The 25,108-nt window shown below is 42.2% G+C and carries 26 protein-coding genes; 11 read left to right on the forward strand and 15 right to left on the reverse strand.

Features of this window, described 5'->3' with window-relative positions; genetic code table 11:
* Window positions 1–143 precede the first annotated feature (143 nt).
* Window positions 144–1,037 carry a LysR substrate-binding domain-containing protein gene (locus JOC27_RS10295; RefSeq protein WP_205007261.1) on the reverse strand — a complete coding sequence of 298 codons (894 nt, stop codon included), beginning with the start codon at window positions 1,035–1,037 and terminating at the stop codon, window positions 144–146.
* Window positions 1,038–1,178: 141 nt separating this feature from the next.
* On the opposite strand from JOC27_RS10295, the gene JOC27_RS10300 reads away from it, so the two are divergent.
* Window positions 1,179–1,556, forward strand: coding sequence for a CidA/LrgA family protein (locus JOC27_RS10300; RefSeq protein WP_205007210.1), 378 nt, complete (start codon window positions 1,179–1,181; stop codon window positions 1,554–1,556).
* Window positions 1,557–1,559: 3 nt separating this feature from the next.
* Window positions 1,560–2,243, forward strand: coding sequence for an LrgB family protein (locus JOC27_RS10305; protein ID WP_205007211.1), 684 nt, complete (start codon window positions 1,560–1,562; stop codon window positions 2,241–2,243).
* A 297-nt stretch (window positions 2,244–2,540) separates the two neighbouring features.
* Here JOC27_RS10305 and JOC27_RS10310 read toward each other — a convergent pair whose 3' ends face one another.
* From JOC27_RS10310 to JOC27_RS10320, 3 genes are all read right to left on the reverse strand, one after another.
* Window positions 2,541–2,810 carry a phosphocarrier protein HPr gene (locus tag JOC27_RS10310; RefSeq protein WP_205007212.1) on the reverse strand — a complete coding sequence of 90 codons (270 nt, stop codon included), beginning with the start codon at window positions 2,808–2,810 and terminating at the stop codon, window positions 2,541–2,543.
* A gap of 477 nt (window positions 2,811–3,287) precedes the next feature.
* Window positions 3,288–3,647, reverse strand: a complete 360-nt coding sequence (locus JOC27_RS10315) for a 3D domain-containing protein (protein ID WP_205007213.1) — start codon at window positions 3,645–3,647, stop codon at window positions 3,288–3,290.
* A 236-nt stretch (window positions 3,648–3,883) separates the two neighbouring features.
* Window positions 3,884–5,728, reverse strand: coding sequence for a glycosyltransferase family 39 protein (locus JOC27_RS10320; protein WP_205007214.1), 1,845 nt, complete (start codon window positions 5,726–5,728; stop codon window positions 3,884–3,886).
* A gap of 496 nt (window positions 5,729–6,224) precedes the next feature.
* On the opposite strand from JOC27_RS10320, the gene JOC27_RS10325 reads away from it, so the two are divergent.
* Entirely contained in the window at window positions 6,225–7,118 is an 894-nt protein-coding gene (locus JOC27_RS10325) for an effector binding domain-containing protein (protein WP_205007215.1), read from the forward strand.
* Between the two features lie 122 nt (window positions 7,119–7,240).
* On the opposite strand, the gene JOC27_RS10330 is transcribed toward JOC27_RS10325, so the two are convergent.
* The 4 genes from JOC27_RS10330 to JOC27_RS10345 all read right to left on the reverse strand — a co-directional run bounded on the left by JOC27_RS10330 (window position 7,241) and on the right by JOC27_RS10345 (window position 11,414).
* Window positions 7,241–8,521 carry an aspartate aminotransferase type Ic gene (locus tag JOC27_RS10330; RefSeq protein ID WP_205007216.1) on the reverse strand — a complete coding sequence of 427 codons (1,281 nt, stop codon included), beginning with the start codon at window positions 8,519–8,521 and terminating at the stop codon, window positions 7,241–7,243.
* A 640-nt stretch (window positions 8,522–9,161) separates the two neighbouring features.
* Window positions 9,162–9,422, reverse strand: coding sequence for a hypothetical protein (locus tag JOC27_RS10335; protein WP_205007217.1), 261 nt, complete (start codon window positions 9,420–9,422; stop codon window positions 9,162–9,164).
* Between the two features lie 137 nt (window positions 9,423–9,559).
* Complete coding sequence (locus JOC27_RS10340; protein WP_205007218.1) at window positions 9,560–10,168, reverse strand: TetR/AcrR family transcriptional regulator; 609 nt, start codon at window positions 10,166–10,168, stop codon at window positions 9,560–9,562.
* Window positions 10,140–11,414, reverse strand: coding sequence for an MFS transporter (locus JOC27_RS10345; protein ID WP_205007219.1), 1,275 nt, complete (start codon window positions 11,412–11,414; stop codon window positions 10,140–10,142). Before JOC27_RS10345 ends, JOC27_RS10340 begins: the two co-directional genes overlap by 29 nt.
* 338 nt (window positions 11,415–11,752) lie before the next feature.
* Here JOC27_RS10345 and JOC27_RS10350 point away from each other — a divergent pair, with 338 nt between their 5' ends.
* From JOC27_RS10350 to JOC27_RS10360, 3 genes are all read left to right on the forward strand, one after another.
* Window positions 11,753–12,190: a hypothetical protein gene (locus JOC27_RS10350; RefSeq protein ID WP_205007220.1), complete on the forward strand. Its 438-nt coding sequence runs from the start codon at window positions 11,753–11,755 to the stop codon at window positions 12,188–12,190.
* 100 nt (window positions 12,191–12,290) lie between these two features.
* Window positions 12,291–12,632 (forward strand): gluzincin family metallopeptidase, encoded by a 342-nt coding sequence (locus JOC27_RS10355; RefSeq protein ID WP_205007221.1) that lies wholly within the window; start codon window positions 12,291–12,293, stop codon window positions 12,630–12,632.
* A gap of 47 nt (window positions 12,633–12,679) precedes the next feature.
* The gene (locus JOC27_RS10360; protein ID WP_338062804.1) at window positions 12,680–12,976 is read left to right on the forward strand and encodes a M1 family aminopeptidase; all 297 of its coding nucleotides are present in this window, start codon (window positions 12,680–12,682) and stop codon (window positions 12,974–12,976) included.
* 182 nt (window positions 12,977–13,158) lie between these two features.
* On the opposite strand, the gene JOC27_RS10365 is transcribed toward JOC27_RS10360, so the two are convergent.
* Window positions 13,159–13,329 carry a hypothetical protein gene (locus tag JOC27_RS10365; protein WP_205007222.1) on the reverse strand — a complete coding sequence of 57 codons (171 nt, stop codon included), beginning with the start codon at window positions 13,327–13,329 and terminating at the stop codon, window positions 13,159–13,161.
* Window positions 13,330–13,403: 74 nt separating this feature from the next.
* Here JOC27_RS10365 and JOC27_RS10370 point away from each other — a divergent pair, with 74 nt between their 5' ends.
* The 5 genes from JOC27_RS10370 to JOC27_RS10390 all read left to right on the forward strand — a co-directional run bounded on the left by JOC27_RS10370 (window position 13,404) and on the right by JOC27_RS10390 (window position 16,936).
* Window positions 13,404–13,637 carry an HAD family hydrolase gene (locus JOC27_RS10370; protein WP_205007223.1) on the forward strand — a complete coding sequence of 78 codons (234 nt, stop codon included), beginning with the start codon at window positions 13,404–13,406 and terminating at the stop codon, window positions 13,635–13,637.
* Entirely contained in the window at window positions 13,564–13,806 is a 243-nt protein-coding gene (locus tag JOC27_RS13675; RefSeq protein WP_205007224.1) for a hypothetical protein, read from the forward strand. The genes JOC27_RS10370 and JOC27_RS13675 overlap by 74 nt, the downstream gene beginning before the upstream one ends.
* A 431-nt stretch (window positions 13,807–14,237) precedes the next feature.
* Window positions 14,238–14,897, forward strand: coding sequence for a type 1 glutamine amidotransferase domain-containing protein (locus JOC27_RS10380; protein ID WP_205007225.1), 660 nt, complete (start codon window positions 14,238–14,240; stop codon window positions 14,895–14,897).
* 62 nt (window positions 14,898–14,959) lie between these two features.
* On the forward strand, window positions 14,960–15,997 hold the full coding sequence (locus JOC27_RS10385) for an NADH:flavin oxidoreductase/NADH oxidase (RefSeq protein WP_205007226.1): 1,038 nt from the start codon (window positions 14,960–14,962) through the stop codon (window positions 15,995–15,997).
* Window positions 15,998–16,051: 54 nt separating this feature from the next.
* Window positions 16,052–16,936: a LysR family transcriptional regulator gene (locus tag JOC27_RS10390; protein WP_205007227.1), complete on the forward strand. Its 885-nt coding sequence runs from the start codon at window positions 16,052–16,054 to the stop codon at window positions 16,934–16,936.
* A 122-nt stretch (window positions 16,937–17,058) separates the two neighbouring features.
* On the opposite strand, the gene spo0A is transcribed toward JOC27_RS10390, so the two are convergent.
* The 6 genes from spo0A to JOC27_RS10420 form a co-directional block, all read right to left on the reverse strand.
* Window positions 17,059–17,892, reverse strand: coding sequence for a sporulation transcription factor Spo0A (spo0A, locus tag JOC27_RS10395; RefSeq protein ID WP_205007228.1), 834 nt, complete (start codon window positions 17,890–17,892; stop codon window positions 17,059–17,061).
* Window positions 17,893–18,082: 190 nt separating this feature from the next.
* The gene (gene spoIVB / locus JOC27_RS10400) at window positions 18,083–19,372 is read right to left on the reverse strand and encodes a SpoIVB peptidase (protein WP_205007229.1); all 1,290 of its coding nucleotides are present in this window, start codon (window positions 19,370–19,372) and stop codon (window positions 18,083–18,085) included.
* 149 nt (window positions 19,373–19,521) lie between these two features.
* Window positions 19,522–21,240, reverse strand: a complete 1,719-nt coding sequence (recN, locus tag JOC27_RS10405; protein WP_205007230.1) for a DNA repair protein RecN — start codon at window positions 21,238–21,240, stop codon at window positions 19,522–19,524.
* Window positions 21,241–21,577: 337 nt separating this feature from the next.
* Window positions 21,578–22,393, reverse strand: coding sequence for a TlyA family RNA methyltransferase (locus tag JOC27_RS10410; RefSeq protein ID WP_205007231.1), 816 nt, complete (start codon window positions 22,391–22,393; stop codon window positions 21,578–21,580).
* Window positions 22,390–24,312, reverse strand: a complete 1,923-nt coding sequence (dxs, locus tag JOC27_RS10415; RefSeq protein ID WP_205007232.1) for a 1-deoxy-D-xylulose-5-phosphate synthase — start codon at window positions 24,310–24,312, stop codon at window positions 22,390–22,392. The genes JOC27_RS10410 and dxs overlap by 4 nt, the downstream gene beginning before the upstream one ends.
* Before the next feature lie 14 nt (window positions 24,313–24,326).
* Window positions 24,327–24,938 carry a hypothetical protein gene (locus tag JOC27_RS10420; RefSeq protein ID WP_205007233.1) on the reverse strand — a complete coding sequence of 204 codons (612 nt, stop codon included), beginning with the start codon at window positions 24,936–24,938 and terminating at the stop codon, window positions 24,327–24,329.
* Window positions 24,939–25,108: the final 170 nt, after the last annotated feature.

The following is a 25,108-nucleotide window of genomic DNA, read 5'->3' on the forward strand; positions in this document are numbered from 1 at the left end:
GAATAAAGGAACATGGCTGGAAGTAAGAACAGCGTCCCGATCCATCCTCAGGCGCTAATCCGAATTTAATTCTCCGAGAAACATTTTACACATAGTTATAAATTAATCAATCTATTGTTCGATTGAAACTATCAATTTATAACTCAATAATCTTTCGCAGGTAGACGCAAAGACTTTCTCGCCTCGTCAATCCAATTTCTCGCCGCAAATGATAAACAATGATTCTTTTTCCAAATCATCGACAACCGCCACCTTAACGCCTGTTCTTCAAGAGGTAATGAAATAACTCCTGACAAATCCGCCTTTTCCGCAATACCATTCGGTAATAGTGTAATTCCTAAACCTTTAGAAACAAGTTTCACCATCAGATCACGCTGCGAACTTTGTACAATAATATTCGGATGGAAACCTGCACGTTCACAATTCATTACAATCATCGAACGCAGTGAAAATTCTTCTGGAAAAAGAATAAACGATTCATTCTTCAAGTCGCCTAACTTTAGCTTCTTTTTTTCGCTTAAGGCATTGTTTTCAGGAATTATGGCGCTTAGTGGCTCATCGTGAAAAACAAATCCTTCTATTAATTTCTGATCATAAGGCTCCAGTGTCACGCCGACCTCCACTTTGCCTTCTGCAACTAGATCAGCAACCTTCTTCGCTCCGTGCTCAATAATCTGCAAATCAACATCAGGATACTTTAATTTAAAATTACGGATAAGATCCGAAAAAAAGTAAACGCCGATCATCGGCGGTAGACCAAGCTGCAGTTTTCCATTCCCGTTCTTTTTCAATTGATCAAGTGTATCAGAAAGATGATCAAAGGATGAAACAATTTTACAGGCTTGGTCATAAACGATTTTCCCGGCATCTGTGAGCGTCACGGTCTTGGCTGAACGGTCGAGTAAGATCACATTCAACTCTTCTTCTATATCTTTAACGATTTTACTAATTGTCGGCTGTGATACGTAAAGCTGATGTGCTGCCTTTGTAAAACTTCTGTAATTTGCCACTTCGACAAAATAATGGAGATGCTTGATATCCGTAAGCGCTCAGCTCCTATTCATTGTTTGAATAGCTATCATGCTTTATTTCTATTGTACCTTCAGCCGTTCCTTTTGTATAATACATTGTGACAAAAATCACGTCACACTTTTGTAAAAAAGAAGGGTCCATCAGTTTTGAAAAAAATATTTACTTTAGTCATGGAAGTAATGATTCTCTATCTTTTCGCAATCGCCGGCAATTTCATCGCCTGGCTGTTTCACTTGCCAATCTCCGGCAGTATCATTGGCTTATTCATCGTACTTATTCTCCTTCGTTTTCATTTATTGAACTTGTCGTTAATCGAAAATGGGGCTGCGTTCTTAATGTCCGAAATGCTCCTGTTCTTCGTGCCTTCCGCGGTGGCAATCATTCAATACAAAGAGCAAATTCTACAACACGGTTCTCAATTTCTAATCGTGATTGTGCTCAGTACAATCACGGTAATGGTTATAACTGGTTTGGTTGCCCAGTATTACATCCGCAAATGGGCCGTTAAAAAAGGAGAGATTTAATAGATGTTCGCCATTATATCAAGTATTTTTTTAACAATAGTTGTTTATATTCTTTCAAAGAAAATGTATAAAAAAACAAAAATCGCTTTGCTCTCGCCACTGCTTATTGCGCCATGTATTATTTCGTCGCTACTTGTTGGTCTGCATATCGATTATAACGATTATGACCGTGGCGGCCGCTATTTGAGCAATCTACTGCAACCTGCTGTCGTTGGCTTTGCTGTTCCATTGTACAAATATCGGAACGTCCTGAAGAAATACTTGAAAGTCATTGCTGTTAGCATGACAACCGGTGTAGTTGTCGCATTGGTTAGCTGTGGTATTTTCAGTCATATAGTCCGGCTACAGAACACCTATCTGCTTAGCTTACTGCCGCGGTCGATTACGACACCAATCGCCATGGCTGTCTCGTTTGATATTGGTGGCATGCCGACTATGACAGCCATTTTTGTTATCGTCACCGGTCTTTCCGGCTTGATTCTCGGTCCGCTTGTCATTAAATATTTGCGGATTAAGGAAAAACTGGCTCGTGGCTTGCTGCTTGGAATGGGCGCACACGGTGCGGGTACATCAAAAGCGCTTGAATTTGGTACTGAAGAAGGCGCTGCTGCAAGTCTTGCTATGGTTCTCGCAGCCATCTTCACGTTAATCTTTGCGCCGATCCTAACGCCTCTGGTTCTTCTGTAACCACTCGATATGAATATTTGAGCGCTAAATAATCATTGTCTATCTGTTTAAAATTCAGAAAAAGCGTTCATAATGGAAATATTCTCCCATAACCCATTTAAAAGGGCGTCCCAATATCGACTAACGTCGACCTTGAGGCGCCCTTTTCATTTATTCATTTCTCTCCTTACTTACTTTTGGGTTCAGAGCATACGAACCTTCTCAGTATGCTAAACTCGCCTAGACAAAAAGCGAAGGGATTAGCGATAATCGCTAACCCCTTCGCTTTTAAATATAACTGGTTTTCCGAAGGACGACTTATTTTTCCTGGCCAATTCCTTGCGCGCTAATTACATTGCCAATTGCCACAACTGCATCTTCAGCATCTGCACCTTCAGCAGATACAGAGAATTCAGCGCCTTTCATGATTCCCAGGGCCATAACACCCATGATACTCTTCAGGTTGGCTTTTTTGCCGTTATATTCGATCGAAACATTTGATTCGAATTTGCTTGCTTCGCTTACAAGCACGGTAGCCGGACGAGCATGAATACCAGTTTCATCAGTGACAACAAAAGTTTTTTCCATTTGATATCTCTCCATTCAAGACAAAATATTTATACAGAAACAACAATAATGTGCTCCTGAATCTACCTAACAAAATTCGACATACTTTTTATCACCTAATCATTTTAACATTTATCTTCCGCGCTGTCATGAGAAAATGTGAAATAAATGAGAGCGTTTTAGAAAAACTTGGCGAACCAATTCTTTTTTTGTAGGCTTTGTTAAAGTCTATTGTTGTTTTCAATCATATATCTACCCTATGTTCGCTTGCCGCGGGCGTAAAGTGGCCACCAAACACCCCTCGATTGTCAATAACTTATAGAATGGGCAGTTGTAATAACAAATATGTATAGCGACACAAAAAGATTAGAAAAACTTGGCGAGCCAAGTCTTTTGAAAAGTGGTGAAGCCTTAGTTTTTCTTATACTTAATTCCTTTGTAATCTTTATACTTTCTTAACGCACAAAAAAATGCCCGGTTATCCCGGACACTTCGCCTTTAAAATGTGTAGACATTGATCTTAACAGATCTTCTTCCCCATTGGAGTGCTTGATGCTTTGTTTTGAAATGCACATCGATGATCTTCCCTTTAATCCGACCACCTGTGTCCCGAGCAATTGCTTTACCATAGCCAGGGATGACAACTAAAGAAAACATCGGAATAACACGTGGATCAACCGCAATTACTTTCGCACCCGGGTTTTTATTAAAATTAAAGCCAGTAGCAGTGATTCCTTTTTCACAATACGCGGTGGATTGTACCCTAATCGTTTTCACACCTTTTGCAGATGCGTGGGATGCAAAGGGTACGGAAAAAATAAATGTCGCAATGAGCAAGGCAGTAATTAGTCTTTTCATAGTTTGGCATACCTTCTTTCCACAGTCTAATCTAACAGAGAAAGATAACAGGCATGTATCAAACGCATAGCTATTTGATTACAGCAAAATTACATTTTTCTTTTTTTAGCGTCCCTTCGTAGATACGGCGAATCCATTTGCGATAAATACACGGGGAAAATCCCATGATTTCAAAGACGATACTCTTTCGCACATCGCTGCAAGTTCATTGCAGTCCATGACATACCTTGGCTAAATCATTTGCCATGCGACTTAAATCTATCCTTGTTGGCTCTAAGTTGATAGAGGCTTCCCTTTGCTGCGAATCGTCCCGCCCATTGGCGTTTCGGAATCAGCTTGCCATGACTTCTGATCCATCTACTAACCGGTGTATCATTCATCCCCTTGTTCCCGGGGAAAAAGAAGTAACTTATTTTTCCGCTAGCAACATACCTTTTGAAAGAAACGGTGTTCAGTATCGGATCGGTTCCATTAAATCCACCGATTGCCATGACGGGTTTTTGCGTTTTTATAATATAGGGGGCGGCTGTTGGCGCATCAGTCGTCGCAAACAGATAAGCTTTTCTTCCTTCATGTGTCATTAAATAATGAAGCAACTGACCATTCACTTGCGGGATCGGCGCTTTAGAAGTTCTATCCGTATCAGCGAGCTGCGGTCCTGCTTCCGGCATGATATTGTCTCCCCCGTATAAAGCAGGCGTGAATGACCAATAAGCTGGCGCCAATAATAAAAGACAGAACAAGACAATAGGACCAATGCGAAGTGGTCTATCTGCTGCCTTTTGTGGCAAGAGTCGTTTTTCTTTCAAATAAAATGAAACAAACAAAAGAAGTCCGGCGCTTGCAAGGAGCAGTCCAGCCTTCGGATAATAATAGCTGACATAAACACATTCGATAATGAATGTTGCAGTCAATGAAATCGGCAGAACAAAGGGTCTGAAACCCGTCTTTTGTTTATAATTTTGAAACATGGTGTAAAAGCCAACAGCGCAAAGCACAGCGAGCGAAGGTGCCAGCATAATGAAATAGTAACGATGAAAAAAGCCAGCAAAACTAAAGATAATAAAAGATGGGACAAACCAGAAAAACCAAAAAACAAACGATCGTCCGCTCTTTGTTTGAAACCAAAACTTTCCCTCTTTCTTCCGATAGGCGATTAATAACGTCGGAATACTCAATAAACCAAGTGGCATCAGCCAGCCAATTTGCGTGCCGTAGCCGACACGGAACAGGCGTAATGGGCTGACTGTGCTGCTTTCTCCTTGAACAATTTGCGCGTTTCCATTTGCTTGTCCTATTAATCTTTGCGTTCCATTATAACCAAAAGCAAGGTCAGTCACCGAATTCGCTTGACTGCTGCCAACATAAGGACGGTGAATAGGTGAAATGGCATCAACGGTTAAAGCCCAGGCAAGCGATAAGACAACCATCAAAAGAATTGCAGGCATCAGCCGTAACACCTTTTTCCACCATTTCCCCTGAGTGGATAGAAAATAGAAGATCAGAAACGCAGGCAGAACCAAATAGGCTTGCATCATTTTAATGTTAAAACCAAGTCCGATGAACGCAAAGGCAAGCATCAGCCAGATATTCTGCCGTTTCTCATCATTGACGGATTTAAAAAGAAACAAGGTGGCTGTTAATAAAGTAAAAACAAGGATTGAATCCACATTGTTTGTCCGAGAGACCGCAACAGCTACAGGCGTGATTGTCATCAGCAATGCAGCAAGACGCGCAGGAATCACACCGAATGCTGGCTTCACCAAAAAGTAAATCATCAAGACCGAACCTGTTTCTGCGAGTGCTTGAGGTAGAATCAGTGTCCAGCCATGCACGCCGAATAGCTTGGCAAAAAGAATCTGTATCCAAAAAGCAAGCGGCGGTTTATCAATAGAAACAAATCCCGCTGGATCAAAAGACGCAAAAAAGAAGTTATGCGCATTTTTCATCATGCTGATCACAGCAGCCATGTAATATGAATTCACTGTAGAAATCGTCCATATACCTGACAGATCAAGTACAAGTGAGAGAACAACGATTAATATTAAAAAGCCGTCTTTCTTTTTTAATAGTTGTTGCACAATTTATGCCTCGTTCCAGATAGTTTCTCTACTTAATAAACAGCATGCGATCGCATCGAGGCGGTCCAAGATAAGTGTTGCGTGACCGCGTAAGGATCTCTTCATTGCGATCCATTCGCGCGTTGTGCCGATACGAATGACGTACCTTTTAAAGCTGCTGTGATCTGGATAACACCTTAATGCTTCTGATCGACAGTTGTCGCATTCAAATCTAACTATATAAAATCAAGAATAAGCCTGTCATTGGAATCTGATGAATTCTTTATAAATTTACGATGAGAATTTGCTAATGAAAGCCTAGAAACGGAGGTGCTCAGAGATGAAAAGGATTATCGCTCGTATTCAGAGGAAATGCAACAGCCAATGGAAAGTACGATTCTCAGCCTTTTTTCGCTTACATCGTTTCATTCAAATCTGAACATCGCAATTTTGGAACAGCATCGTTGACCATCTCTTGTTACACTTGTTTTACCGAATGGTTGGAGGGAATTGTTCGATGGACATGGTTACTATTTTGCAGGACATTTTGGAATATGTTGACGAACATATCACAGATGCGATTAACCCAGACAGTTTAGCAGCGCATGCTGGCTTTTCCACCTGGCATTTCTGCCGTGTATTCCAATGGGGGGTTGGTTATTCGGTGATGGTCTATGTACGGAACCGCCGGCTTGCCTTTGCGGCACACGAACTCAGTTCCGGCCAGCGTATTGTCGATCTCTCGATGAAATACGGTTTTGAAACGCATTCGGGTTTCAGCAAGGCCTTTCGCCGTTATTACGGCTGTTCCCCAGCGACCTACCGTTTGCATGCACAAGGCGCTCGCCCCCTCCCGCCAGACCTGACGCTCACAAACAAATACTTGATTGGAGGCATTATTTTGGAACCAAAATTTGTGACACAACCCGCAGTGAAACTTGTTGGTTTTGCCCTCAAAACAAACAATTCAAATGGAGAAAACAGTCAGGCCATTCCAGATTTTTGGCAGGACTATATGCATCATGGGAAGATGGAAAGCCTTCACGCCGAACGTTTTATTAAAAATCATGATGAGTATGGCGCGTGCTTTCCGGAAGACCCGGAGACTGGGGAATTTGACTATGTCATCGGTGTTGAACCGAAGGATGGCGCAGCAATCCCGAACAACTATCATGTTTGTGAGCTTCCAGCCGCAAACTATGCAGTATTTTCAACACCTCCCTGCAACGCTGAGAATTTTGTTCCTACTATTCAAGGGACATGGAATTACATATTCAATGAGTGGTTTCCGCAATCTGGTTACGAATATGCGCCAAAGGGTGCCGACTTTGAAAAGTACGATGACCGCTGCATGACAGAAGCCGGGAAAGTATGCGACATCTATATCCCCGTTGTAAAAAAGCAACTATAAAAGCTTCCGGATCAATCCATTGATACAAAAAACGGATACCTCCATTTAGGGGTATCCGTTTTTGCACTTGGTATGGAGCCTTCACATCACATAAAAAGGCTACGCTCTCTTAAAATAAAAAATTAGTTGGTCAACAATTTCTCGACGCTGACCATTTGCACACAGAGACACAAAACGTCGATCGCCATTTTTAATTCAGCGAGTGAAGGAAACGTTGGCGCAATACGAATATTTCTATCTTTTGGATCCTTTCCATAAGGGAAAGTTGCCCCTGCCTTTGTGAGTTTCACACCGACAGCCGCTGCGCGTTTTACTACTTCTGCTGCGCAACCATCAAGCGTGTTTAAGCTGATAAAGTACCCGCCCTTTGGATTGCTCCATGAAGCAATCCTCTGATCGCCTAATTGCGCTTCTAACTCATGCAAAACAAGATCAAATTTAGGTTTAATTAATTTCGCGTGCTTTTTCATGTGTTCGTTGATATGATCCAGATTTTTCAAGAAACGAACATGCCTTAATTGGTTGATCTTATCCGGTCCAATCATTTGCACAGACAGTTGGTCTAAGATAAATTTAATATTCGCTTCACTTGCCGCCATCGCCGCAACGCCAGAACCTGGGAATGTCACTTTCGATGTCGACGCAAAAATGAAGACGCGATCCGCGTGACCCGCTTTGCTGCAGGCCTGGAGTATATTTTTTAAATGCGGCGGGTTATCGGTTAGATGGTGGACAGTATACGCATCGTCCCAGAAAATTTTAAAATCTGCAGCTTTCGTCTCCATCATTGCCAAACGGTCAACGACTTCGTCACTGTAGATAATCCCTCCCGGATTGCTGTATTTCGGCACACACCATATGCCTTTGATCGTATCATCCTTGCGAACTAGTTCTTCAATTTTATCCATATCCGGTCCATCATCCAGCATGTCAATCGGAATCATCTCAATACCGAGCGCTTCGCAAATCGCAAAATGGCGATCATAGCCAGGACTCGGACAAAGAAATTTAATCTGTGGTAATTTGCCCCATGGCAGCTCACTGTCTCTGACACCTTTAAGCAACGCTCTTGAAATCGTGTCATACATCATCGTCAGACTTGAATTGCCGCCAACGATTACTTCTGAAGGACGGACCGCAAAGATTTCAGCAAACAATTCTTTCGCTTCGCGTATCCCATCCACGCCGCCATAATTACGAACATCAATATTATCAGCTGTTTTATTGGTACGCGCATCCAAACTATCGAAAAGGCCAGATGAAAGCTCAAGTTGATCCGGGCTCGGCTTTCCCCGAGACATATTTAACGCAAGATTTTTACTTTTAAAGGCAAGATACTGCTTTTCTAAGCGTGAATAAAGGTTCTCCAATTCCGTTCTGTCTAGAGTTCGCAAGTCAGTCAAATAAATGCCTCCTCATCTCAATAAAAAGAAAGTTATCCGTTATCAAGTCCATTGTATCGCTTTACCATTATATTAAATCGAATCGATCACTTCCATGAGAAAATACCTTTTTTATATGAATAATATTTTTCGACTTAAGTAGACACCTATTAAAAAAACTTGGCGTAGCCAAGTCCTTTGCATACAATGGCAAACCTTAGTTTTTCTGATGCTTAATTCCTTTGAATTCTTTTTATTTTCATAACGTATAAGAAAAATTTGGCTGAGCCAAGTCTTTTTTTGCAAAATTGCGCGTCGGCTGCTCGCTTTTCCCGCAGGCGTATCGCGCCTTCGCTCCATTTTTTATGCGAAATCTGATACATTCTTATCTCTCTTAAAAAAGGCTTATAGATTTTCAGGGGAAGCAACCGTTATTACTTACCCATTGCTCCCCAAAAAAGCTGAAGGTTGGCCGCATTGCCTGTCCAATAATTGCTAGCTATAATGTCCGCAACAAATTATAGATTATTTTCCTGTAGGTAATCGGCTTTCGATATCTTCTGTTTATTGGATTTAATTATGGTTCAGTGTTTCATTTCTACCAGTGGTTGAAATGCCTATGTCTTTACTTCAGAGTAGCATTGTACAAAACATATACTGATCACTGATGCAATTCCTTTTGAATTTTTTCTACGATAACTCTCTGATAATCCGAGTCATTTAAAACGTGTATGACATCGCGTCTTTCACTAATTTCTTTATCAATACAAGTAAATGTGTTGGTATTTAAGTTCCATCGTAGGGTAAAGTTTTCTGAATGATCTTTTGTAAAATCAGTTCTGAATTTTAATTTCGCGTACTCCTTTTTTGAATCTTCCCAATCCCAGCCTTGGAATTGAGTGTAGAAAAAGTACTCATCCATGCGATTCACCTCGTTTATCCCTGATGAATTTACTGCAACCTTACTATAGGGTGATTCAGCAGAACATAGATACAGATGGGTCAATTCTTCGTTTCTGTGCAATTTCCCCGTATTGTGAAGATGAAAGCATAAATTATTCAAGTGATTTGCAAAGTATTTTTCAGATAATACCTAACTGCAGAAAGCTGTCCTTTAACATTTATTGTATCGTCATCGGTTAAATTTGCTTCTAAATATAAGCCATCAAATACATTCATAATAAAACTGGCTATTGTTTCAATCGATTGAGTGGGTTTAAAATCACCACATTTTACACCCTTTTCAAACAAGCGGACCAAGGATGCATGCCCTCTTTGGTATCTTTTTTGAAGATAGACTTTGCGTGTTTCGTTTCTCCAGCCAGTAATAAAGTATTCATAAATCATCATTCCAACTTTGGATGATGTGTCAATATTTTTTTCAACTTCTTCGATATAACGATTTAATGCATCCCACATATTATTATATTCATTAATCAGATTCATAATATATTCATTACCTGCATCCAAGTCACGCTCTAGTATGGCATGCATCATCTCTTCTGTACTTGAGAAATAGCGATAAACACCACCTCTACTAAATCCGCTCGCTTCAACCACATCCGTCATCGTTGCTAATTCAAAACCCTTTTGAAGAAACACATGCAAGGCCGCGTCTAGAATATTATTTTTTTGCTTCTCAAGGTATTCTTTCGGAACTTTTGGCAATTTGATCTACATTCCCTCTTATTATTTTTTTAAATGACAAACTGACTAGGCTAACCATGACTAAGAATATTCCAGAGGCAATGAAAGTCGTTAGGACGCCAAATAATTCAGAAATAATGCCCCCCATTGTAACCCCTATTATTGTTGCAAGATTGGTCACACTATTAATCGTACCAAATACTTTTCCCGTATTTTCACTATCCGTATTCTGTTGGGCAACAACATTAAAAGGTAGTGCAGCCATGCTGAATGAGAATCCGCAAATGAAAAAGATCAACGGATAAACTAAATAGATTAAATAGATTGGAAGACGAATGAATAGCGCAGCAGAAATCAATCCAGAGCCCAAAATTATTGGACTAATTAAAAGCGTGTATAATCTTCGACCCATTTTCTTACCACTCAACAGGATTGTAGCAAGAAGCATACCAGCCCCACTAGCAGCCATACATAGCCCTAAAACATTTATTGATTGTCCAGACAACTTCCGCAACAATACAATCGTTTGTGAGTCTGACAGCTGAAGAGCTAGTAAAAAAGCACTAAAAATAATTAGCCCGTTTAAAATAATCGGAGAGCGTTTAATTAGTGAAAATCCGCTTAAGAGCTCTCTTACCATTTTATATTTTGTCCGATCTCGATTATCTCTAAATCGTCGTGAAGGTTTTACTCTATCCGTTCTGGGCAACGCTAAAATCAATAGAGCAGATATAATAAATGATAGCGCATTAATCCAAAAAGACCAATATATTCCTAATGTTGAAACCAACAATCCACTAATTACAGGACCTGCAATTTTCGCACCGTTATTAATAGCTTCACTATAAGAAACAGCTTTTTGAATGTACTTTTCCTCAACAATCTCTTTAAGTTTTCCTTCTTTTGCTGGTTCAAAAAATGAAGAAGCGATACTTTCCAATACGATGATAACAAAAATCTCCCAAAGCGTATGAGACACCAAAACCAATAAAATAATTATTGCACGGACTATATCAGAAATAATCATTACTTTCTTACGATCAAAAACATCCGTAAAATAACCTGCAAGAGTTCCGAGGAATATTGCTGGTAATACCATACACAGCATAAGTCCTGTCATTGCAATTGGCTGGGCATTCCATTTTATAGCGACTAAAGAATATAAAGCCAATATATATACCCAGTCTCCTAAATTTGAAATTATTTGAGAAGATAATAAATAAACATAATTCTTGTTGCTGAATGGGAAGTCTTTTAATGAACGCATAGCTACACCTTCCTAACCAAATTTAATAGCGCCTGAAATAAATAATTCACCAACAAACCTGCATCATCTTCATCATCTTCCAAACAAATAAGTGACACTTTTGTCACTTTATCCTTGTGAACAGCATAATCAATAATGACACAGATGTCACTATTCAATACGAATTTTTATGAAAATTGGTATTGAAAATTTTTATTGCGATTTAATGGCATTTTCAAATTTCCATGATTAGTGAAACATGATCTTTATTATTTTTCGACTGAAGTAGACGTCTATCAACAAAGGTTTATGGATGCCTACATAGAATAGATAAAGCGAGGAAATAATAGGGGGTTTATATGCTGAAAAATAAAATAATCATCCTAATTTCTTGTTTCATTTTGTTACTCACCGTGTCCTTGTTGGTTTATTTGAATTATGGAGACACGTTAACCCATGATAAAACCAAAGATAAAGCAGGAATGTTGGTAAAAAAATTCATCCCTAAATATGTACTGTCTGGGAATGAAAGCAAATATTCCATCAAAATTAATCTAGATGCAAATGGAAAGTTTTCTATCGACACGACAACTCGCATAAAAAATACATCCTCTGATTCATGGGACAAGCTCATTTTTTATTTCATTCCTAATATGTTTACAAAGAATAACTCACCACAGTTACGGCACCCAGCCACTATCCATCTCAATCAGATACTCGTAAATGGTAAAACAAATGACTATCATTTAGCGAAAGATACATTGAGCATCCCACTGAATGCGAAACTTAAGCCCTAAGGTAATTACTGTTCACTTCAGCTATGACTTAACGCTCCCTGAAAAGGGTTTGCGACTCACAGAATCAGACGGGAACTATTACCTCGCGGAGTTCTATCCAATGATTGCTACTTTTAGAAATCATAAATGGAATAAAGAGCCTTATTTATTTCACGGAGAAACGTATCACACGGCTTTTAGTGATTTTACTGTCACTTATAATATTCCTAAGTCATATACCCTTGCTTCTACGAGTGAAAATGATCGATTTCCTAGTCAAAATAGAGGATCATTTTCGGTTAATCGTGTCAAAGAGATATTTATCACACTTCTGAAGAAGCCGCGGTTTGCGACCGCTGAGCAGGACGGCACATCGATTCGCGTTTTTGGAAGTAATAAAAAAGTAAGCCATGAAGTTTTACAAGAAGCGGAAAAATCCTTTTCTTTCTATCAAAAGAAATAGGATCCTATCCATTTAAACAACTGGATATTGTGCTTGACACAATGGGTATGGAATATCCAGGAATTGTGACTGCAAGAAGCATCAGAAATACAGGCCCGGTGAACTTAGAGGATCTAAAGTATATGATCGATCACGAAATTGCGCATCAATGGTTCTATGGTGTTGTCAGCAATGATCCCTATAATGATGCTTGGCTAGATGAAGGTTTCGCAAATTTCTCAGAAGCAGTGTATGTATATTCTAGTAATAAACTGTCACCACCCTATCCGTATTATCCTGATCGATTAAAAGACACAAAACAATATCCAATAAATTATCAAGATCCAGATGATATCCCTTGTTAAATGACATAGTGTCCGGGAATCAGATCATCTATTAAATTGCAATGAACGGCGAGTGTGTCAATAACGATTTCTGGCTAAGGTGATCCATACCTTCTCCCTGTACATTTGTGTCGATACAAAACTCGGCAATGTAAAAATTCCAACCGGCATAATTCATTTTACTGAATTGGGGATAACACCTATTAATTGATCCTCTTCCCCAAGGCGAAACCGAGAAAGCTTGGCGTATGAATCATACCAAGTAATCGCTGACGATCGGCTGCATGTTTCCACAATTCGTTCCATGGTGAATTTCTAACAACGTTAAGATACAATTCAATATAATCTTCTAAACGTTCAACATCCATCAGCACTTATTTTCATCTGTTTTTCTCCTTACGCCCACTTAACGAGTGTTATAATAGAGTGCAAAAAAGGTGGGCACCACATGCAACCCAATCGGTCAATCCGTGCGCTTGTCTTTGATTTAGACGGCACACTGCTTAATTCACAAAAAAAGGTAAAGGAACGAACACAGCAAGCACTGATACAATGTGCTGAAATGGGCTTGGGACTTGTTTATTGCGACTGCGCGCCCGCCGCGGTCGGTGAAGGCTTTGATCCCCTTCAATATCCTGCGGCTTATGTCGGCAGTCTATTACAATGGCGCTTATGGTCGTGATTTTAATGGGGAAACGTTCAGCCGCACCATTCCTGCTGCTTTATCAGCAAAAATTATTGATACTATTTGCCGGCTGGGCAAAAGAAACACGCTGTCCATCGAGTCTGAGGACACCCTTTACGCGCTCACAAACGAGATTTACGAGCAAAATCTCGTACCCCATCTCTGAATGGATGGTTGCTTGATGAAGGCATCATTAGAAACGCTACCATAGGATTTATTTGATGTGTCAATGAGTCGATTATCGAGTGCTGAGTTATGTGTCGTGGATCACGCTTGTTTAAGGATGGAAGGTTTGTAAATGCTCTGGCGCATGACCGTAAACAGTTGTTTTTCTTCCTTTGATTTTGCTGCGGAAGAATAAACATTAAGGACTTTGCGTGTCTTAACGACAACGACATCTTCTTGCGTCCCGTTGTCGAAACCTGTCGTGGATCACTCCTTTTTGCAATCCTTCGCGATATTGCCATTGAAAAGTGGTCGCGGTCAACTTTATTTATAAATATATTTATAGTTTAGGCATTATTTCATAATTTGTTTTATAGATATTTCAGGATTAGAATAACCTTGTACTAAAGAGCAATTGAGGAGGAAAAGAACATGTCTAAAAAAGTCTTAATGGTTGTCACCAATCATACGAAGCTTACAGAAGGAAAAACAACGGGTATTTGGTTATCCGAATTCGCGGAAGCGTATCTTGAATTTACAAAGAACGGCTACAGTGTCACGGTTGCTAGCCCACTTGGTGGATTAAGCGCGCCTGATCCGGGCAGCATCGCTGAGGATACACCGCAGGAATTTCTGGATACAAAAAAACAGTTACAGAACACGGTCAAGCTTGATACGGTCACACACGATGCTTACGATGCGATTTTCCTTCCAGGCGGACATGGCGCGATGTTCGATCTTCCGGAGAACAAAAAACTTCAGATGCTGCTTCGCAATTTTTATGAAGCTGATAAGATTGTCGCTGCTGTTTGCCACGGACCTGCAGGCTTGGTTGGCGCCACTTTGTCCAATGGACAACCGCTTGTCGCCGGAAAGCGAGTCAACGCGTTTACGAATTCGGAAGAAGAACAAACGGGGCTGAAACCGATACTGCCGTTCTTGCTGGAAAGTAAGCTACGCGATCTGGGTGCTATTTTTGTTGCCGCGCCAAACTGGACTTCGCATGTTGAGACAGACGGCCATTTAATAACCGGTCAGAATCCTCAGTCAACGGTGGCCGTTGCTCAGGCAGTAATCAAAAAATTGGGTTAATCAACGAAAAGCTGGTATCTTATAGGATATCAGCTTTTCACTACAGAAATGGAGGGCACGAAATGATACATTTATTTACACCCTATCAATTGAAGGGATTAGCGTTAAAAAACCGTGTCGTTATGCCGCCGATGTGCCAGTATTCAGTAGCGAACAAAGACGGAATTGCAACAGACTGGCACTATGTCCATTATGTGAGCCGGGCAATTGGCGGTGCTGGACTGATCATTATTGAAATGACCGACGTGGAACCGGATGGCCGTATAACCGACTTTGATCTGGGCTTATGGTCAGATGAACAAATTCCGGCCCTCGCCCGTATCGTGGATGCCTGCCATCACTATGGCGCGAAAGTGGGTATTCAGATTGCCCATGCGGGACGTAAAGCGGAGGATGCTACTGTTCCTGTTGCCCCTTCAGCAGTCTCCTTTAACCAAGAGTCAAAAATCCCGCGAGCATTGTCAACTGATGAAGTGAAACAAATGGTGGAGAAATTTCGTCAGGCGGTGCAACGTGCTATAAAAGCAGGTGTGGATACGATTGAACTTCATGGGGCGCACGGCTACCTCATTCACCAATTCCACTCACCGTTAACCAATCACCGAACGGATGCGTATGGGACAGATTTAACGAAGTTTGGCAAAGAAATCATTCAGGCAGCGAAAAGCGAGATGCCTGAAGAAATGCCATTGATCTTTCGTCTCTCAGCGAAAGAATATGTGGCCGGTGGTTATGGGATTAAGGAAAGCATCGCCATGTCGAGAGACTACCAACAAGCGGGTGTCGATATGTTTCATGTCAGCGCGGGAGGCGAAGGACCAATTGCCGCCGATGGAAGACCGGGAACGCACGCTGCCTATCAGGTGCCTTTAGCCAGAGAAATAAAGCAAGCGCTTAACACGCCAGTCATCGCGGTCGGACGATTAGACGAACCGCAGCTCGCCAATGCTGTGGTCGGCAACGAAGAGGCGGACCTCGTTGCAATCGGCAGAGGGATGCTCCGAAACCCTTATTGGACGCTGGAAGCTGCAATTAAACTCCATAAAGAAACAGCAATACCGGTGCAGTATGACCGCGGATTTCCAAGAAATCGGAATTGACCCGCTATTCTTCCCTTATTCTCGGATTGTTTTTATCAAGAGGTGATTTGACATTTGGTCGATTTTGAATGGTATCGAAGCTTTGTTGCGATCTATAAATATAATTCTGTGTCTGAAGCTGCTAAGATCCGCATCATGACCCAACCGGCAATGAGCCAGCATTTGTCCTCTTTAGAAGCTGAGGTCGGCGAACGTTTATTCATGAGAACAGCTAGAAAAATGATGCCCACAGAACGGGGAAAGCAATTATATTCACAGGTTGCGCCCCTCGTTGAATCATTAGAGGAAACCACGCTAAGTTTCAAGGCAGCTTGCCTACCGACACTTTCAACGATTAGAATCGGATCCGCTATCGAATACTTTTCTGAAAATATTCTCGATCAGCTTCAGAACTTTAAGACATGCACCATTTCCTATTTTGGAGAAGCTGATCACTTGCTGGACCGATTGAAGGAAGATAAAGTAGATCTCATTATTACATCGCAAAAATGCCAGATACCTGGCATTGACTGTATCAAATTATGCACTGAGCAATTTGTCATTTCTGCTCCCAAGCACTTGCAGATACCGCCAGTTGACGATTTGAAGGCAAAAGAAGAATGGCTACTCGCGCAGGATTGGATCAGTTATGGCTTAGAGTTGCCAATCATCCGGCGATTTTGGCGGGAACATTTTAAAAAACGTCCGATCATAAAGCCGATTCATACCATTCCAAATTTGCATCTCATTCTACGGGCTATTGAAAATGGGGCGGGTATTAGCTTAATCCCAACCTATATTTTAAAAAATTCAATGGATCAGACAAAGGCCAAAGTGATATTTGATGCGTTAAATGTACAAAATGTCATCTATCTAGCTTATAAAAGCAAGAATAAACATGTACCCGCGCTTAATGATATATTGGAAGCAATCATGCAAAAAAATAAGCGCATCGAATGAATTGCTATACAATTGATATAATACAACGACGACTTGCTAAAAAAAGCATGGACACTCAGTCCATGCTTTTTTTATGATTTAAAACCACCCTAGAATGATGCACAAGCAGTTTCCAATTTTTCCTACCTCGTTACCCCGCTCTCATCAAGGTCTTCTGCTCGATTTTCGATCCGCAGCTTGTCGGCGACCATGGCAATGAACTCGCTGTTCGTCGGTTTTGCCTTGGAGTTGGAAACTGTGTAGCCAAACAAGCCAGAGATCGCTTCAACATCGCCGCGGCTCCAGGCCACTTCAATTGCATGACGAATTGCACGCTCGACGCGGCTCGGCGTGGTCTTATATTTCTTCGCTATATCTGGATAAAGTACTTTCGTGATTGATCCAAGCAGTTCAATATCTTTATAGACCATCGTGATCGCTTCTCGTAAATACATATAACCCTTGATATGTGCTGGCACGCCAATTTCATGAATAATACCAGTAATACTGGCATTTAGATCGTGTGCTGTCGTAATCGGGCTCGATACAACCGACCCGCTGGTCATTCGCTGATTACCAAAAAGCAACGGTTTCTTATCTGGCTTTCCGACAACCTGACGAATCTGATTCGCCAAATTCTCCATATCAAACGGTTTCAGAATAAAATAAGACGCACCGAGCTCAAGGGCTTTCTTCGTCACATCTTCCTGACCAAAAGCAGTCAGCATAATAATTTTCAGGCTGGATGCAGATTGCCGCTTTCTCAATTCATCCAACACACCCAAACCATCGAGATGCGGCATAATTATATCAAGCAGAAGCACGTCAGGCAACACAGTCTGAATATGATCGAGACATTCCTGTCCATTTCTAGCTGTGCCAACGACTTCCATATCATTTTGTGTTTTCAAATACTCAATTATTAAATGAACCAATTCCTGATTATCATCCGTCAGAAATATTTTTATCTTTGGCAAAATAAATCCCCCTCGCGAATAGTTCTAATTTAGAATTTCGACAAAGGGGGCTGCAATCCTTTTTTTAGCTATCGTTAAATCATCTATTTTTTTCTTACATTTTTTGCTTTTTTCATGGATATCTTTCATTTTTCGACTTGTTCCGTTCTTATTCGACAATACTCTTCTTTTTCTTGTTACATCTTAACAATCAACTGGCAAAATCTCGTTTATGGTTCTTCTGATAAATGTCAATTCCTGCTTCGTGAAGCATCCATTCAATGTGAACACCGTAACCGCATGTCGGATCATTGACAAAAACATGTGTGACGGCTCCGACCAGTTTGCCATTCTGAATAATCGGACTCCCGCTCATCCCTTGAATAATACCACCAGTTGCCATAAGAAGCTTTGGATCTGTAATCTTAATGACCAAACCCTTAGTCGCTGGGTACTTCTGCGGAATCGAATTTAAAATTTGAATATCAAAAGTCTGGATCTTGTCTCCATTTAAAACAGTGAGAATCTGTGCCGGGCCTTCTTTTACTTCACTTGCGAGCGCGACTGGCAAAGTTCTGTTCAGATCAATCGGTCTAAATCTGAATTGCTGCAAATGCCCATAAATACCGAATGGTGTGTTCTTCTCCACAGTTCCGATACTCGCCGCATTTTCAGGGAAAAAAGCAATCTTCTCGCCAGGTTTTCCTTCCGCGCCCTTATCAATCGCCTGCACAGATGAACGAACAATACGTCCTTCGTTAACAAGAAGCGGTTGACCTGTATCTCGATCCGAAATCACATGGCCCAACGCGCCGTAGCTACCGGATTGTGGATCATAAAAAGTCATTGTCCCAATACCTGACGCCGAATCACGAATGTATAAACCTAATTGATAGTGATGATCACTGCGATCCTGAACAGGAATCAGTTTTTTTACCATCACCGTTTTCTGTCTCAGAACATCCAATTTCAATGTCTGGTTCGATTGAGAAACCGTGCGAATCTGCTCACGGACGTCGGTAATATTATGAACCGTTTGATTATTGATTTTTGTAATCACATCGCCGATTCGGATGCCAGCTGTTTCCCCAGGAGAAGCCTGACCACGTATTCCGTCAATCAAATGATAACCGACGACAAGAACGCCCTTTGTCGTGACTTTGACACCAATCGATTGTCCGCCAGGAACAAGACGAATGGTTTTAGACAACCGGACATCGGTTTGTTCCGTTTTTCGATTGAAGAAAGACAGAACCTCGGCGCTTTGTTCCAGATTTCTCTGCTGCACTGCTTTGGTCTTTAGCTTTCGGTTTTCCATAGTTATTGGTGACATGGCGCCCAGTAAATGCATCAGTGGCGCTTTCTCGATCTGTAGCGCTTGTTCATTGTGTCCGGCGGTTTTATTTATAATCTCACTGGTCCTCACCCCGCAGAAAATGACGAGGCAGCCGAGAAGAAGCAAACCTGTTACAATGACATACCAATCAGCCTTTCTTTTCATCATTCACGCTCCTCGCTCCTAAGCCGCACCCTTTCTCTTGCAGTGCATTATTTAAAGTGCACCGTAGAGGCGGTTTTATGAGTGGAAAATGGGAGTGAATAATGCCATTAAAGGATACTGATGGCAAGTCCTGAAACTGCAGGCATTTCTCAATGAGCCAGACTGCCTTCCAATTTAATTTTGTCTGCTTGCTGCAGCAGTTCCTTTGCATGTTGGCGCGTGAGATCAGTCATTTTAACCCCGGAAATCATCCGTCCAATCTCTTGCGCTTTGTCGTTTTCATCCAGTTGCTTCACAATGGTTTTTGTCCGTTTTTCTGCCGTAACTTTTTTCTCAATCAAGTAATGCTGATCCGCCATCGCCGCGACTTGCGGCAAATGCGTAATGCAAAGAATTTGCGATCGAGCGGATAGCCGATAAATTTTCTCCGCCATTGCCTGTGCAGCGCGCCCGCTCACTCCGGTGTCCACTTCGTCAAAAATGATTGACGTGACACCGAGAACATCTTTGAAATTGGATTTAATGGCAAGCATTACCCGTGACAGTTCACCGCCTGAGGCAATTTTATCGAGCGGCTTCATCGGTTCGCCTGGGTTGGTTGCGATGAAAAATTCAGCCTTATCAATCCCGTTGGTCCGATAATTTTTAAACGACGCCAAATCCTCAGCGTTGGTTAATTTCACGTCGAATTGGGCATGCTCCATACAAAGATCCTTTAATTCCCGATTCACTGCATTGGCTAAACGAACCGCTGTTTTATGACGCAGCACGGAGATGACAACTGCTGTTCTACGCAAATGTTCCAATTGCCGGCGCAAATCATCAGCCAGTGTTTCATAGCGATCATCATGATGAAGCAAATCATCGTATTCCTTTTTTATCGACTGCGCGTAATCAAGAATTTCTTTAATATCCGATCCATACTTCTTTTTCAACAGATGCAGTTGATCGAGTCGCGCTTCGATTGCGTCAAGCCGAGCCGGGCTATATTCCATTTCTTCAAGATGATCACGCAATTGGGTCGCCTGTTCTTCAAGAGCGTAAAAACTTCCGGACATCGCTTCTGCACTGTTTTTCAAATCAGAATCGAGATCCTGGACGGACTCAAGACTGGTTGACGCTTGGCGGAGCCAATCAAGACCGCGATTCTCCCCCTCCAGTGCTTCATATGCTGTTTTAATGGCTTGAAACACTTTTTCAAAATTAACAAGCTTTCGTTTTTCTTCAAGCAAAGCCTCTTCCTCATTAAGCTCAAGGTCGGCGTTTTCAATTTCTTTGATTTGATACTGCAACAAATCAATTCTCTGCGCAATTTCTTTCTCATTTTTATTGAATGCGCGGCATTCGGCGTCAAGCTTTGCTGTTTGTCTATATTGATCGGCGTAAAGCCGAAGTAGCTTGTCCATTTTCTCACCGCCAAATGAATCAAGAAGCGGCAGATGTTGCTCGGAACTCATTAATAGCTGGTGCTCATGCTGTCCGTGAAAATCGATCAGACGTTGTCCTATTTTTTCAAGAGCAGTCAGAGTTACCATTTTTCCGTTAACTCGGCAAATGCTTTTTCCTTTTGCAGAAATCTCGCGGCGAATAATAATCTGACCGTCTGGACGCTCAATGCCCAAGCTGTCCAATACTGGAAGGACTTCGTGCGCATCGCCTATTTCAAAAAGTCCTTCGATTTCCGCTTTTTTCTCGCCATATCGGACGAATTCAGCGGAGGCTCTCCCGCCAACAAGAAGAGCTATAGCGTCAATAATTATGGACTTTCCGGATCCTGTTTCTCCGGTAAACACGGTCAGTCCTTCATCAAAAGTCAAGGTTAGTCGGTCAATAATGGCAAAATTGACAATTTGAAGTTCTATTAACATCGATAACGGACGCTCCTCTAAAAAATCGAACATAAGTTCTGACTCTATTTTGCCCTGTTTTTTTAAATTCGTCAATAAAAGAACTGGAAAGTATTGGGCGATGACCAGATAGAAAGCATATGACTTTTTTTCGTTACGTGGTGCAGACGCTCTGGCGCTTGCGGGAGTAGTGTGCCTAACGGTCCTCGCATATTCTATCCATCCTGAGGCTCACGGATCGCCCGCGGCAAGCATGCGACCGGAGCGCAATTTTTGTAAAAAAAAGAATTAGCTAAGACATAACTGAAGCTCTTAGCGTATCAAAAAAGAGCGGAAATCCGCTCCTTGTTTTATCAATTTATTTAAGTGATTGATGTGCCAGAGCCACTACTTCCGGTATTGCTTTTTCCCAGTTGAATTGAACGGTTTCGTCCAAACCATTTTTCAACCAAGCGAGAAATTCAATATTGCCATCACCGCCTGTAATCGGCGAATAATCGAGCCCGCAAACACAGAAGCCATGACCTTCAGCAAACTCCAAGATCGAATGCAGAACGGCCTCGTGAATAGCTGGATCACGTACGATTCCTTTTTTGCCTACTTCGTCCTTCCCGGCTTCAAATTGTGGCTTGATCAATGCGATCGTATCGCCACCAATTTTCAGAATATCGCGCAACGCAGGCAGTATTTTTGTTAATGAAATAAAAGAAACATCAATGGTTGCAAAATCAGGCGGTCCCTCTGAGAAATCGTCAAGCGTCGCGTAGCGAAAATTCATTCGCTCCATCACGATCACACGCGGATCGCTGCGCAACTTCCACGCGAGCTGATTATAGCCGACGTCAAGCGCGTACACAGCCCGCGCACCATTTTGCAGCGCACAATCTGTAAATCCACCAGTCGATGCGCCGATATCGAGCATAAACCGATCACGTACCGTGATTGGAAAACAACGCAGCGCTTTTTCAAGCTTAAATCCACCACGGCCAACATAGGGCATCTTTTTCCCTCTGAATTCAAGTGTTGTTTCCTGGTCGATTTTGCTGCCTGGTTTATCCACACGCTGATCGCCAATAAAAATTTCACCTGCCATCACCGCGCGTTGTGCTTGCTCTCGTGAAACAAATAGTCCCTGTTTAACTAAAAGTAGATCGACACGTTCCCTGTCCTTCATCGTGACGTCACCCGCTGCCAATTACCACCGGTTTTCTGATCCTGTTCATGGACCATTTGGCGAAGCCTGTCAGCGACTTTTTCACTCGTAAGGCCAAGCTCTTCCAGCAGCTCTTTCACGCTGCCGTGCGCCACAAATTGATCCGGAATGCCCATTAAATCAATGATGATCTCGCGAGTTTTTTGTTCCGCATAGTATTCCAAAACGCTTGAGCCGAAACCTCCGGCAAGCACGCCTTCTTCTAATGTTAGGATCGGGCATTGGCGAGCAGCAAGCTGGTTAAGCAGCGCTGTATCGAGAGGTTTGAGATAGCGCGCGTTAATTACCGAGACATGTAGGCCCTCGTTATCAAGCACTTTTGCTGCTTCAAGGGCCGTCTGCAACATCGGGCCGAAGGAGAGAATCGCAGCATCAGCGCCTTCTCTCAGGATTTCCCAAGACCCAATCGGAATCTCGTGCAGATCGTTGTCTATTGGCACACCGAGCCCATTCCCGCGCGGATAGCGGACCGCAATCGGTCCATTATTATAGTTTAACGCCGTATACATCAAATCTCTTAGTTCTTCCTCGTCTTTTCCCATCGCAATAATCATATTGGGTAAAGCGCGCAGAAAACTGATGTCAAAGACACCTTGGTGTGTTTCGCCATCCGCTCCAACCAATCCAGCTCGATCAACGGCAATTGTCACATTCAGATTCTGTCGACAAATATCGTGAACGAGCTGATCATAGGCGCGCTGCATGAATGTCGAATAAATCGACAGGACTGGCTTCATCTGCTGTGTGGCAAGACCGGCTGCAAAAGTCGCTGCATGCTGTTCCGCAATGCCGACGTCAAATAAACGATTCGGAAATTCCTTTGCGAAGCCTTCCAATTTTGAACCAACGACCATCGCCGGTGAAATCACACAAATCCGTTCATCGGTACGCGCCATTTGCTGTAGAACATCATTGACAACCTTGCTGTAAGCGGGCGCGCTTGTTGCTGGCTTAATAAAATCGCCCGATTCGATCTTGTAGGGACCCGGTCCATGCCAAGTTCCTATTGAATCCATTTCTGCCGGTTTATAGCCCTTACCTTTCTGTGTCAGCACATGAATCAGCACAGGACCTTTCCGTTTGCGGGCTCTATTGAGTGTATCGATCAGCGCCTCGATATTGTGTCCATCGACAGGCCCAACGTAAGTGATACCCAATTCCTCAAAGAAGACACCTGAAACGAGTAAATACTTCAGACGATCCTTTATCCGTTCCGCTACAGAAGCAAGTTTTCCGCCGAACGCCGGGATTTTTTTCATTAAGTACTCGAGATCTTCTTTGGCTTTGTTGTATTTATCACCAGAGCGGATACGGTCTAACATATTGTGCATTGCACCAACATTTGGCGCGATAGACATTTCATTATCATTCAAAATAATAATCATATCTTTTTTTAGATGACCAATATCATTAAGCGCTTCCATCGCCATTCCGCCAGTCAGTGCGCCGTCACCGATAACTGCGACTACTTGATTATTTTCTTTTTTCAAATCTCTGGCGACAGCCATTCCAAGCGCTGCGGACAAGGACGTAGAACTATGTCCCGTCTCCCATACATCATGTTCACTCTCACTTCGCTTTGGAAAACCGCAGAGCCCGTGAAACTGCCGCAGGGAATCAAACTGATCGCCTCTGCCCGTCAGTATTTTGTGAACATATGTCTGATGGCCAACATCCCAAATCAATTTGTCTTTAGGACTATTAAAAACGCGGTGCAAAGCAAGCGTCAATTCAACCACACCCAGATTGGGTCCTAAATGCCCGCCTGTTTTTGACAACTTGTGAATCAGAAAAGAACGGATATCTGCCGCCAGGCGGTTCATCTGTTCAATCGACAGCTTCTTTAAAAATTTGGGATTTTTAATACGCGCGACGTCCATTTGGCTCAGTCCTCCTATTTTCTTATTTTGCCTTTTGTCCTGCTGTTCTTCCTGTCAAAAAGGCTCAAAATCGGAAGATGAAGACGATTTTCAGCAAAGAAAATCACAAAGCCGACATGATAAATAATCGTCGTTGCGTTCTTAATTGCAAACGATTTGCCGAGCGCTTTGACAAAAACAGTCAGGCCCGCAACCATACAAGTGATGCAAACGGACAACACATATTCCACTGCGTCACCTGAATCGTGCAGAATTGCCAAAGTCTCAACAACGACGACTGACGCAGCTGTCCCGCTGATGATCGCACTGATGTCGCCGATCACATCGGTACAGAACGTATTCACACGGTCTGCATTCTTCGACAGCCATACTGCATATTTAGCTCCGCGCATTCCTTTTGAAGCCATTGCATGAAAAGGGGCTTCACTGGAAGCTGTCGCGGCTACTCCTATAATATCAAAAAAGAGCGCCAAGAATATAATAACAAGCACCACTAAAATGCCGGTAATAACACCGGATTGATTCAAGATGGCTGTTGAAATAATTGAAAAAATAGCCGCTAACACCAGGGTGATAACGGCCAATGGCAACGCCCAACGCATAGACTCTTTGAACTGTCTTTTCATTTAAAAAAGTGGCTTTAATGCCCAAGAGATATACCGGACAGCGGAAAGCCAACGTTTCACATCCTTGTGGAGGATCTGCATGCCTCTGCATTCCAGTAACACTAGCATATTCAGAAAAATAAATAATTATGTAAAACAGGGGCCTGTTGAAGAGTAAACATTGCGGCTTA

It is taken from the genome of Sporolactobacillus spathodeae (assembly GCF_016908935.1).
Lineage (GTDB): Bacteria > Bacillota > Bacilli > Bacillales > Sporolactobacillaceae > Sporolactobacillus > Sporolactobacillus spathodeae.